We start from the raw sequence: 12,112 nt of genomic DNA, 5'->3' as shown, positions 1-12,112 counted from the left end.
AAGTTTAAAGAGTGCAGTGTCTTCGTTTTTTATTGAATTAACTTTTACATGTTGGTTCAATATTTTCTATTCTCTTGGAACTTAGTTCTCGTTTACTTCTCACAAAAGCAATAAAATCTATTATCTCTTCTGTTGACAGTGCTTCTCCATCTACTAAAAGTGTTGCATCTGGATCGTTTAGGAGTCTTGTAATATCAATTACATCTTTGTTTTGATGTGAATGTTCAATTCGACCTAATATATAATCTACAGATGTATCAAATAAATCGGCTATTTTAGATAAAGATTGTAATGAAGGTAATCTATAACCATTTTCATAACCAGCATAGGTGCTTTTCGCAATCCCAAGTCGATCTGCTGTCTCTTGTAAGGACCATTTTTGATTTTTTCTTAATTTAGATAAACGTTCCAGCATTCGTCTCATACCCCATCTAATTTTATTAAATTAATTATAGCATAGAAAAAGAATCAAGAATAGAAAAAAGTACGCGTATTGAATACAAAATCTTGATTAATTCAAATTAAGTTCTATAATGATAAATATAAATACGCATTACGCGAACGATATATCGTTGTTTATTTTATGGAGGGGTTGTGTATGAAGAAAATTTTATTACTTGCAACTGGTGGGACAATTGCATCTGTGGAGGGGAATGAGGGGCTTGTTCCAGGATTGTCTGCTGAGGAATTATTGAATTATTTTTCGAAGTCTTCTCGAAACTTAGAAATAGATTGCAAAATCTTAATGAATATTGATAGTACCAATATGCAACCTGAGCACTGGAAAGAAATAGCTAATGCTGTTTTTAATCACTATGATGACTATGACGGGTTTGTGATTACACATGGAACGGATACGTTAGCTTATACATCTTCCGCGTTATCTTATATGCTGCAAGGTTTAAGAAAACCAGTTGTTTTAACAGGTTCACAAGTACCTATTAGTTTTAAAAAGACAGATGCAAAGAAAAATGTAGCTGATGCTCTTAGATTTGCCTGTGAGGATGTTGGCGGTGTGTTTATTGTTTTTGATAGTAGGGTGATTATTGGGACGAGAGCAGTTAAAATGCGAACAAAAAGTTATGATGCATTTGAAAGTGTGAATTATCCATATGTTGCTGAGGTAAATGAAGATGAAGTGAAATATCATTGGAAGCCAACGTCCTCCCATAATGAACTTTCAATAAATACTAATTTATGTACGGATGTTTTTCTTATGAAATTGTATCCAGGTACAAAACCAGAGATATTTGATTGTTTAAAAGATTTGTATAAAGGAATTATTATTGAAAGTTTTGGAAACGGTGGATTACCTTTTGAAGGAAGGAACTTGCTTTCGAAAATTCAAGAGTTGACTGAAATGGGGATTGCTGTAGTGATTACTACTCAATGCCTGGAAGAAGGAGAAGACATACTTCTCTATGAAGTAGGACGGAAAGTGGCACAACATCAAGTAATATTGTCTGGAGATATGAATACGGAAGCCATCATAGCAAAATTGATGTGGGCGCTTGGGAAAACTAATAAATTAGAAGAGATTAAAAAAATTATTGAAGAGCCTTTAGCCTACGATTTAACAATAAAATCTGATAAGGATTGGTAATGACTTCATATGATTTATTTAGGTTTTACATTTAATATGGGGGAGAAATTAAAATGGCAATGACAAACAAGAACGTGCGAGTGGAGAATGATTTTTTGGGAGGAAAGGAATTACCTATTGAGGCATATTACGGAATTCAGACTTTACGCGCTGTTGAAAATTTCCCGATTACAGGGTACAAAATTCATGAAAGTTTAATTAGAGCGTTCGCAATTGTAAAAAAAGCAGCAGCGCTTGCTAATACAGATGTAGGAAGATTGGAATTGAACAAGGGTGGCGCGATCGCAGAAGCTGCTCAAGAAATTCTTGATGGAAAATGGCACGATCATTTCATCGTCGATCCAATTCAGGGTGGAGCAGGTACTTCAATGAACATGAATGCAAATGAAGTCATTGCCAATCGTGCTCTTGAATTATTAGGAATGGAAAAGGGAGACTATCATTATATTAGTCCAAATAGTCATGTAAATATGGCCCAATCAACAAATGATGCATTCCCAACGGCGATTCATATCGCGACGTTAAATGCATTAGAAGGCTTATTACAAACGATGGGTTATATGCATGATGTATTTGAATTAAAAGCAGAACAGTTTGACCATGTTATTAAAATGGGGCGTACACATTTACAAGATGCGGTGCCAATTCGTCTTGGACAAGAGTTTAAAGCATACTCTCGCGTACTTGAACGTGATATGAAACGAATTCAACAATCGCGTCAACATTTATATGAAGTAAATATGGGGGCAACTGCAGTTGGTACAGGCTTAAATGCAGATCCAGAATATATTGAAGCAGTTGTAAAACATTTAGCTGCAATTAGTGAACTACCGCTTGTTGGTGCAGAAGATTTAGTAGATGCGACGCAAAATACGGATGCTTATACTGAAGTATCTGCAGCACTTAAAGTATGTATGATGAATATGTCTAAAATCGCGAATGACCTTCGCTTAATGGCATCAGGTCCACGTGTTGGCTTAGCGGAAATTATGTTACCAGCTCGTCAACCAGGTTCATCTATTATGCCAGGGAAAGTAAACCCTGTTATGCCAGAAGTTATTAATCAAATTGCGTTCCAAGTAATAGGTAATGATCATACAATTTGCCTTGCTTCAGAAGCAGGACAATTAGAATTAAACGTGATGGAACCAGTACTTGTTTTCAACTTACTGCAATCGATTAGCATTATGAATAACGGTTTCCGTGCCTTTACAGATAATTGCTTAAAAGGAATTGAAGCGAATGAAGAGCGCTTAAAAGAGTATGTTGAGAAAAGTGTAGGAATTATTACAGCTGTGAACCCTCATATTGGTTATGAAGCAGCAGCTCGCGTTGCGAAAGAAGCAATCGCGACAGGGCAATCCGTTCGAGAACTTTGTGTGAAAAATGGTGTATTGTCACAAGAGGACTTAGAATTAATTCTAGATCCATTCGAAATGACACACCCAGGGATTGCAGGAGCAATTCTTTTAAAGAAAAATTAAAAGAAGAGGGGGACAAGTCCCTCCTCTTTGTTTACAATATAGGGATGTTATACGTGAATAGAGGTAGGGAGATTATAAGTAAGTATACAGTGGCGTTTAATGGTTCATAGAAACAACATTAAGAGGAGCAGAAATATGATCAACACCACTTTTAAATAAAGAGGATTTATTAAAATATCCTATCATGTTAACAACAAGTTTACATGAATCTTTATAAATAACTATGACCAACCATGAATCAATAGTTGGCCATAATGATCTTAAAGACCCATATCTTTTAATCCAGGACTATGCTCATTTGGTATCTCAGGAAGTTCTGGTACAGGAAAACCTTTTGGCGGGTCAGTTACTGCTAATGTTCCTTTGTTTCTACTTGGTGATTCACCTTGGAATATTTCTCCCATTCTTGTTGGATCTAAACTAAAATTAAATTGTGCGTTATGGAATCCCATGTCTACATACTTTCTGCACTCTGGGTATTTATTAATATCATAGTTGGGCACAGGGAAGAGTTTCCCCCATTCAACACCCAATGTCTCTAAAGCTTTTGCGAAAGCATTTTGATGTGCATTATCACGTACAATTAAAAATGCAAGTGTTTCTCTAAAAGTTTGATTGGAACTCATTTCATAAATTCTAGTTTTTTGAAGTACACCTGTAGATTCAAGTACTACGTTATCTAATAAATCGCTAATTAAGTTTCCATGACTATATACCCAAGAGCCATTCCATGGGTTGCCAGCTGCATCAACAGGCAATGAACTTTGAGCACCTACAATAAAGTGGTGAGGATTTGCATGTTTAACCGCTTCATCAAGTGGTGCTGTGTCAATACCAGCATTTCCTGGCGTAGGTTCACCAGATCCAGTTAATAGTTGATTAATTGTATGTTGTACAAGTTCTACATGGCTTATTTCCTCTAAAAAAACACCTCGAAGTAAATCACGATATTGCTTCTCTTTCCCTCTAAAATTTGAGCTTTGGAAGAAGTATTGCATCATTGTACGCATTTCGCCATAATGCCCACCTAATATTTCTTGTAAAACTTTTGCGGCAGCTGGATCTGGCTTGTCCGGCTTAATAATATTAATCAGTTTTTCTTTATAATAAAACATGAAGTACACCTCTTTTAAGTTAGTTAACATTGTTATCGTGTCCGCTGTTTGGTTACTTAATACTTTAATTCATGTTTTTACCAATTGATTATTATCTCAAAATGCAAAATTTTTGAAAATAACTATTTTAGATGTGAGATGAAAATAGGGGATAGATACTTAGCATTTAATAAAAAGAGATAAGATTACGAAATGTAATCTTATCTTTTCATTAAGAATAATGAATTGTAGCTTCAAGGCTTCAGAATGACTTTTATACAATCATCTTCACGATTATTAAAAATTTGATAACCGTAGCTCGCTTCTTCAAGGGGGATTTTGTGTGTAATAATCTCTTTTGGATCAAATTCTTTATTTGTTATTTTTTTAAATAGTTCTGGCATAAAATGAATGACAGGTGCTTGTCCCATTTTAAGATTAATATTTCTAACCCAAAATGCTCCGAGTGGAAATGCATTATAATTGCCACCATAAACGCCAGTCATTTGAACCGTTCCATATTTTCTTACGGCTTTCGTAGCTATTTGAATAGGGCCGAGAGTTCCGCCTTGTAATTTCAATTTTTGTTCCAGAAATTCTAGTGGCGATTTTTTTCCATCCATCCCCACACAATCAATAACTACATCGGCACCACCATGTGTAATTTCCTTTAAATGTTCTCCCATATCGGGGAATTTTGTAAACTCAAATACCTCAACATTGTTAATCTTTTTTGCATAATTCATCCGATAATCTAAGTAATCCACTGCAATTACACGTTTAGCACCTTGCATCCAAGCAAATTTTTGTGTCATTAATCCAACAGGTCCACAACCAAGGACGATAACAGTATCACCTGGCTTAACGCCTGCGTTTATTACACTCCAATAGGCTGTAGGTAAAACATCTGATAAAAATAGTAGGGATTCATCTTCAAGCTCGCATGATTCCGGTATAACAAATGGAGTAAAATTGCCAAATGGAACTTTTAAATATTCTGCTTGTCCGCCTGGATGATTACCAAATTTCTCCGTATAACCAAAGTATCCACCAGAATCGTAATGAGGATTTGAGTTATCACATTGACTTTCCATTTCATGTTGGCAATAGAAACAATGTCCACAAGAAACGTTGAAGGGGATGACAACACGATCGCCTTTTTTCACTTTAGTGACATCTGGCCCGACTTCTTCAACGATTCCCATTGGTTCATGGCCGATAATGTATCCTTGAGGTAAGGGCATGTTACCTTGATATAAATGTAAATCAGAACCGCAAATAGCGGTTGAAGTAATTCTTACAATAATATCATCTTTTTTCTCTAACTTTGCATCATCAACTTGTTTAACTTGTACTTGATTTGGTCCTTGATAGGTTACAGCTTTCATCTCATATCTCCTTTTGGATTATGTCTCAAAACATAATTTTATTTAATCTCTTGGTGAAATAGAAATCTTTCTTTTATTTACTGAAGGGAATTAGGAAGTATACATAGTGTTGTTATGAAAGTATGTTATATCAGTTATTCTTTCTTATATGTTTTGCCCTACTTTAAGAAAAAAATCAATTTTTATTCATAATCTAATTTCCATAAAAAGGATAATTATTATTTCATAATTTGTAGCATATTAAAAACATCGGAGGTGAAATAAGATGGCAAACAATAATAGTGGAAGTCGTAATGAATTGTTAGTTCGAGGTGCTGAACAAGCTCTTGATCAAATGAAATATGAAATTGCACAAGAGTTTGGTGTACAACTTGGTGCAGATACAACAGCTCGTGCAAACGGATCTGTTGGTGGCGAAATTACAAAACGTTTAGTAGCAATGGCAGAACAACAACTTGGTGGTAGAGCTAACCGCTAAGTAAATTGGCTTAAAATATAGCAAATATGTAAATCAATTTCTTTTGTGTATTCATAAAAATAAAAAAACTTATATTAAACAGATACTCACTCAAAGATTATTGATAATCTTCTTTCATAATCTTTGAGTATTTAATTTGTAAACTACTTTCCTAAACAATAAACACGCGGTGTTGGAAAGGTGTTTTCCATGCATAGTAGAAAATCTTTTGCAGGAAAAAGCATACTTAAAAATTTGATTTCAATATTGAAATCAATATTTATTATGATATTTTCGAAAGGTAGGAATTTAAAAATGGGTATATTAAGTGGAAATCCTCAAAATGAACCGTTACATTACGGTGAAGTATTTGACATTTGGAGCTATCTTCTTGCTGCACAGGGTGCGATTGCAAGCCATCAAGTATTTATGAATCATACAGGTGATGAAGACTTGAAGAAGTTTTTAGAAGGCTTAATTGAAAATGATATGAATTCGGAAATAGAAGAATTAAAAGCTCTTTTAAAGATTAATGGGGTCGCTTTACCGCCTGCTCCTCCAGAACGACCAGTTGCATCTATCGAAGACATTCCTCCGGGAGCACGTATTAATGATGTTGAAATTGCTGCTGCTGTTTCTGCAGGATTAGCAGCTGGACTTGTGACATGTAGTCAAGTGATGGGAAAATGTCTTCGAGAAGATGTAGGGATGCTATTTGGCCAATTTCATATGAAAAAAGCGCAGGCAGGTGTAACTCTGCTACGTTTAAGTAAGAAAAAAGGGTGGGTAGTTCCACCTCCGTTACATGTAAGAAATTCTGATCAAGCTTAATAAACAAAAATAAAAAAGTGGCATTGGCCACTTTTTTATTTTTTAGATGTATCCTCAAGCTTGGATTTATTTATTGTGGAAGAATCTATATATTCATCTGATATTTCCATAGCATATTTATCATGATGAATATGATTGCGATTTTTTAATTCATCGTCGTTACGTAGCACTAGCCTCTTCATATAAATATGGAAGAAAACTTCTGTTCCACCAATAATTAAAGCGGCTATAAATGAAGAAAGTCCAATGTTACGAGTAGCATCTAAATTAGTAAACAAGGATGTTAGTAACCAAGTTCCGAAAAAGCTTAAGCCGAAATCTGCCATTGTAGCAATCATATTTCCGTATTTAGGTAAAATGAAGAGGTCTCCGATTAAATAGGCAGCTCCCGTAAGAAAAAGAGAAATTAGTAATACTCTAGGAATTGAAATGCCTTGAAAGATACTGAGCATGATTAGCAATACTGCAGTTATCGCTGTGTATTTAATTAATAAGGCAACAATATGTTTCATCATTTTCCTCCATTGTTTAAACGTATATGGAATACAATATTTCATTAAAAACGGATTATGCTTTTATATAGCGTAACCCGTTTTAATCACCCCTTAATGGTAAGAAGTACAACCTGGGTAAGAAGCAGGCTTATACTATGGATAGTATTTGCGGAATATCGAGCTTTATTCATAAAGGGTAGTTCCATTCTTATAATAGAGATGTTGCCTAAGTACAGTGTTTTTTCATATTAAACTTAATATTCGTTGGTGTTTTGATTCATTAATATAAAAATAAACAAAATATTTCCGCATTTAATGCATCTTTTTATTTATATATTTTCCGTAATCAGGTACAGCAATTTTATCAAATTCTTGAACGAGTGTTTTGAAGCTTGTTGATAGCAATTCACCTGACATTGGTATCCCATGTCCAGTAATAGCGACTAGAGGCTTTAATTCTTCTAATTTAATGACTGATTCTTTAGCTGCTTTCCAGTCTGTTGTTAAATAACGAGGGGGTCCGCTTATTTCCTGTTCTTGAGTTATTACTTTATACAGATACTCCTGTTTCACTGTAACAAAAGCGTCCCCAGCAATTAAAGTTCGGTCTTTCTCTCTGAATAATGAAATATGCCCAGGAGTATGCCCTGATGTATGAATCCATCTAAACTCTGGCATATGGGGAACAGTTCCATCGGTAGGTAGTGCTTTTACGCTATTTCCTAAATCAATCGGTTCATTAGGGAACAGGGGAGACATTTTCGCTACCATACCACCTTCAACTGTAGGGTCTGGTTCTGGATAGCTTTGTTGTCCAGTCAAAAACGGTATCTCCATTTGATGGGCATAGACTGGAACATCCCAATATTTAATGAGTTCAATTATTCCTCCAACATGATCAAAATGCCCATGAGTTAAAATAATTGCTTTTGGACGGCTATTTGTACCAAATCGCTCCTCAGTAACAGAGATAATTTCATTTGCACATTTAGGCATTCCAGCATCAACTAAAACAAAATCATCGGTATGCGGATTCCCAACAAAACATATGTTGACGATTTGAATCGTGTAGCAAAATAAATCAGGCAATACTTCGAGGCCATGACCACTTTCAATTGAAGTTGCTGGAATAAACTTGTAATCACTTCCATAATTCATTTCCTTGTTCACCTTTTGTCCCCCTTAATATGTTTCAATACGACATTATAGTTCCCTAATTTCTCGAATCCATTTTGGGGGATTTGAGAAAAAAATTAGTGGGGATTACAAAAATTAAGGTGGAGACATATCAATTTATATAAAGTGCAAACAGAAAATATTGATTTCACAATTGTAGTTTTTACTATTTTTTGAGGAGGGGTTATGACTTAATAAAAGATTCATCTGAATATTTTCATGTAGGTTTATAAAAATACATAACAGTAGCTAATAGAAATCCAGAGGCGATTACTTGTACCGATGCTTTTCATAATCAAAGGATATTTAAGTTTTGTGATGTAATTGAGATTGAGTAAATTATGCTTTTCAATAGCTATTAACAGCCCTTTCAGTGATACTAATATCTCTTACTAGCTATATGATATATTCTATTTTTTATCTAACTAACGCTCTTAGTGTAGTTGGTGTCCTTGCATTGAGTACTTCATGGTTTTTATTCATTTTCACATGTTTCATCCGAAAGAAAAACGGAAATCCCTTCTTTATTAGAGATAGGAAATTCCGGTTCATCTTTTTTATAAACAGTTCAATTGTATTTCAAATTCATATGATGATTCGGTAAATCACCTTGGATAAAGTAGGCTTTATTGATAGCGAATCTGTATTTCTTGATTAATTACTGCCTATTCCTCATACATCATTTTCCTCGTCATTCCACCGTCTACGACAAGGTTTATACCTGTAACAAAATCATTTTCACTGGCTGTTAAATACAGACAGGCTCGTGCAATATCATCTGGTTTTCCTACACGCTTTGATAGATGCTGTTCATGATCAATTTTACTTAATTTTGAATAATCTCCGGTTTCAATCCAACCTGGGGAAATAGCATTCACTGTAATCCTATCTTCGCTAAATGAGGCTGCGAGCGCATGTGTAATAGCAACGATCCCACCTTTTGTGGCAGCATAAGATTCTGAATTTGGCTCAGACATAATCGCCCTTGTAGAGGCGATATTCACAATAGATCCACCTTCTTTGTTATGACGCATATACTTTGCTGCTTCACGCGAACCCAAGAAAACACTTCTTAAGTTTGTATTGATCACATCGTCCCATTCTTCTAACGAAATATCGTAAGGGGACTTGAATAACTCTTTTCCTGCATTATTAATTAAAATATCTATCTGACCGTATGTTTGATTAGCTACTTCCATTAATCGAATAATATCTGTTTCCAGCCTTACATCTGTTTGTACGAAAAGTGCTTCTTTACCCTGTTCTTTCATCTTAGTAACTGTTTTTGCACCTGCTTTTTCGTCTATATCTGCTAAAATAACATTGGCCCCTTTTTCTGCATAATGTAAAGCAATTTCTCTCCCGATTCCATTTCCAGCCCCTGTTATGATCACTGATTTATTAGAAAAATTCATTGTAATTACACTCCTTTTAAAAAAATATAACGTCTTTATTTTTTTATATAACATACAAAAATTATCCTTCTGCATAACCAATAGTTAATTAATTATGCTAGTATTTTTACTCTTCACTAATAAAAGGAGTAATTATCTTTTTTTCATAAGAAGATAACACAATATTCGTTGATGGAGTACCATATTGCATTGAATCATCAATAAATTGTTCTAAACTTTCTACAGAATGTGTTGCTATTTTGACAATATAGCTAATTTCTCCTGCTACTCTATAACACTCGAGTACATCTGGATGATTATAGCAAAAGTTAGATAATGATTTACAATTTGTTGATTTAAACAGTATAAGTGCAGAAATTGGACGATTTATTTTTTTTAGAGAAACATGTGCATGGTAACCTTCAATAATTTGTTGTTCCTCTAACTTTCGTACTCGCTCAGTTACTGACGGGGAAGATAAGTGAACCGCTTCCGCTAAATCCTTCATTGAAATTTTTGCATTTGACTGTAATAGTCCCACGATTTTTTTATCAATTTGATCCATAAATTACCCAACCTTTTTTTATAAAATAGAATAACCTAAATTCTTTATAAAATAAAGCAGAACAATCAAATATCCTTATTGAACTTATTTATCAGCCTTCTATACTTGTATAAAATAAGGGTAGAAGGAGGCGGTTTACGATATGAAAAAGATTTTATTATTATTAGCTGACGGGTTTGAAGCAGTAGAAGCTAGTGTATTTACAGATGTACTAGGCTGGAATAAATGGGAGGGAGATGGATCAACCGAGGTCGTAACAGTTGGTCTTCGGAATAAATTAACTTGTACTTGGAATTTTACTGTCATACCGGAAAAAACGGTTGATGATATTCAATTAGATGAATTTGATGCACTAGCTATTCCAGGAGGATTTGAAGAGGCTGGTTTTTATCGGGATGCATACAGTAGAGAATTCTTACATGTTATTCAACATTTTTATGCCAAGCAGAAGCCTATTGCCAGTATTTGTGTTGCATCATTAACGCTTGGAAAAAGTGGAATTCTTGTAGGTAAAAAAGCTACCACATACAGTCATCCGACGAGTAAACGAAAAGAGCAGTTAAAGAATTTTGGTGCAATAGTACAAAATGATTTAATAGTACAAGATGGAAATATTATTACATCATCAAATCCAGGCACAGCTTTTGATGTTGCGTTTTTATTACTTGAAAAATTAACATCTAAAAAGAATGCTGAACATGTAAAGGATCTTATGGGATTTTAGGCATTTATCTTCTTATGAGTTTTTGATGCTTGCTAGAAGTAATGTGAAAAGTCGCCGTGCTCTAGTTCTATTTGCTGAATCCGAGGAAAAAGAAAAAGGGTTTGATTATTACAATACTTATAATAGGAGAATTTTTATGATTATAACACTTTTCACATATATTTTGTTAGGTTTATCTTTAGCAATACCCGCAGGTGCTATGACAGTCCAAATGACGAAACAAGGAATGAGAAATGGTTTCGTACATGGTTGGTTTGTAGGTATAGGAGGAATGACTGTAGATTTATCTTTAATAGTCCTGATTTATCTAGGGTTCTCTAGTGTATTAACCAATCCGTGGGTAGAAACAGTTATGTGGCTCCTAGGTTTTATATTTTTAATGTTTATTGGAATAGAAAGCATTAAAGAAGCAAAGTCGGAAGTTAACATAGATGGAGAAGATCCTAATAAATCTTTATTATCAGCTTATTTATCTGGTTTTATGATTGCTATATCACCGGCTAATATTGTATTTTGGATAGGGGTCTTTGGCCCGGTTCTCGTTTCTTCATTAGGTAATGCAAGTACATCTACATTTATATTAATAGCTGTAGGTATTTTATTAGGTATCTTTATGCATGATATGATCTTATTAAGCTTTGTTCATTTTACTAGACGTTTTCTAAATCCAACCTTTATTAAAAGAGTATCTATATTTGCCGCAATAGTCCTATTCGGATTTAGTGGTTATTTTGGTTATGAGTTTATAAAACAAGTAATGACTTTTATCTCAAAAGCATAGTTCTTATAAACTTAAATAGGGTGGTTATAAGGTAAATGAAAAAGATACGTATTTTAAACGTAACATAATTGTAAATATGTTATATCACGTAGGCAACCCCTTAGGAATTCATTAATCCCTG

13 protein-coding genes are annotated in these 12,112 nt (G+C 34.3%); 6 read left to right on the top strand and 7 right to left on the bottom strand.

Translation table 11 applies throughout. The annotated features are described in order from the left end of the window. Positions 1–37: 37 nt before the first annotated feature. Positions 38–415 (bottom strand): HTH-type transcriptional regulator AnsR, encoded by a 378-nt coding sequence (gene ansR, locus AB6801_RS18560; protein ID WP_000893567.1) that lies wholly within the window; start codon positions 413–415, stop codon positions 38–40. A 183-nt stretch (positions 416–598) separates the two neighbouring features. On the opposite strand from ansR, the gene ansA reads away from it, so the two are divergent. Together ansA and aspA are read left to right on the top strand one after the other, a co-directional pair. After that, on the top strand, positions 599–1,603 hold the full coding sequence (gene ansA / locus AB6801_RS18555; RefSeq protein ID WP_000722299.1) for an asparaginase: 1,005 nt from the start codon (positions 599–601) through the stop codon (positions 1,601–1,603). A 53-nt stretch (positions 1,604–1,656) separates the two neighbouring features. Next, complete coding sequence (gene aspA, locus AB6801_RS18550; RefSeq protein WP_065703755.1) at positions 1,657–3,087, top strand: aspartate ammonia-lyase; 1,431 nt, start codon at positions 1,657–1,659, stop codon at positions 3,085–3,087. 260 nt (positions 3,088–3,347) lie between these two features. Here the strand turns inward: aspA and AB6801_RS18545 are convergent, their stop codons facing one another. Beyond that, positions 3,348–4,202 carry a manganese catalase family protein gene (locus tag AB6801_RS18545; RefSeq protein ID WP_097999177.1) on the bottom strand — a complete coding sequence of 285 codons (855 nt, stop codon included), beginning with the start codon at positions 4,200–4,202 and terminating at the stop codon, positions 3,348–3,350. A 233-nt stretch (positions 4,203–4,435) separates the two neighbouring features. After that, positions 4,436–5,569, bottom strand: coding sequence for a zinc-dependent alcohol dehydrogenase (locus AB6801_RS18540; protein ID WP_000649093.1), 1,134 nt, complete (start codon positions 5,567–5,569; stop codon positions 4,436–4,438). A gap of 265 nt (positions 5,570–5,834) precedes the next feature. On the opposite strand from AB6801_RS18540, the gene sasP reads away from it, so the two are divergent. Together sasP and AB6801_RS18530 are read left to right on the top strand one after the other, a co-directional pair. Beyond that, positions 5,835–6,047 carry a small acid-soluble spore protein, SasP family gene (sasP, locus tag AB6801_RS18535; RefSeq protein WP_000002840.1) on the top strand — a complete coding sequence of 71 codons (213 nt, stop codon included), beginning with the start codon at positions 5,835–5,837 and terminating at the stop codon, positions 6,045–6,047. A 294-nt stretch (positions 6,048–6,341) separates the two neighbouring features. Next, positions 6,342–6,857, top strand: coding sequence for a DUF3231 family protein (locus AB6801_RS18530; protein ID WP_002101091.1), 516 nt, complete (start codon positions 6,342–6,344; stop codon positions 6,855–6,857). Positions 6,858–6,892: 35 nt separating this feature from the next. On the opposite strand, the gene AB6801_RS18525 is transcribed toward AB6801_RS18530, so the two are convergent. From AB6801_RS18525 to AB6801_RS18510, 4 genes are all read right to left on the bottom strand, one after another. Further along, on the bottom strand, positions 6,893–7,369 hold the full coding sequence (locus tag AB6801_RS18525) for a YndM family protein (protein WP_000680670.1): 477 nt from the start codon (positions 7,367–7,369) through the stop codon (positions 6,893–6,895). Between the two features lie 294 nt (positions 7,370–7,663). Next, on the bottom strand, positions 7,664–8,521 hold the full coding sequence (locus AB6801_RS18520; protein WP_097999178.1) for an MBL fold metallo-hydrolase: 858 nt from the start codon (positions 8,519–8,521) through the stop codon (positions 7,664–7,666). Positions 8,522–9,192: 671 nt separating this feature from the next. Beyond that, positions 9,193–9,942, bottom strand: a complete 750-nt coding sequence (locus AB6801_RS18515) for a glucose 1-dehydrogenase (protein ID WP_001011723.1) — start codon at positions 9,940–9,942, stop codon at positions 9,193–9,195. Positions 9,943–10,048: 106 nt separating this feature from the next. Beyond that, positions 10,049–10,486 (bottom strand): Lrp/AsnC family transcriptional regulator, encoded by a 438-nt coding sequence (locus tag AB6801_RS18510; protein ID WP_000372089.1) that lies wholly within the window; start codon positions 10,484–10,486, stop codon positions 10,049–10,051. A 142-nt stretch (positions 10,487–10,628) separates the two neighbouring features. On the opposite strand from AB6801_RS18510, the gene AB6801_RS18505 reads away from it, so the two are divergent. Together AB6801_RS18505 and AB6801_RS18500 are read left to right on the top strand one after the other, a co-directional pair. Then, positions 10,629–11,210, top strand: coding sequence for a DJ-1/PfpI family protein (locus AB6801_RS18505; RefSeq protein WP_000722336.1), 582 nt, complete (start codon positions 10,629–10,631; stop codon positions 11,208–11,210). 136 nt (positions 11,211–11,346) lie between these two features. Further along, positions 11,347–11,991: a LysE family translocator gene (locus AB6801_RS18500; protein WP_000587494.1), complete on the top strand. Its 645-nt coding sequence runs from the start codon at positions 11,347–11,349 to the stop codon at positions 11,989–11,991. The last annotated feature ends 121 nt before the right edge of the window (positions 11,992–12,112 follow it).

Source organism: Bacillus sp. RCC_6_1, assembly GCF_041360755.1.
Taxonomy (GTDB): domain Bacteria; phylum Bacillota; class Bacilli; order Bacillales; family Bacillaceae_G; genus Bacillus_A; species Bacillus_A cereus.
This window is presented reverse-complemented; position numbering and strand designations above follow the sequence as displayed.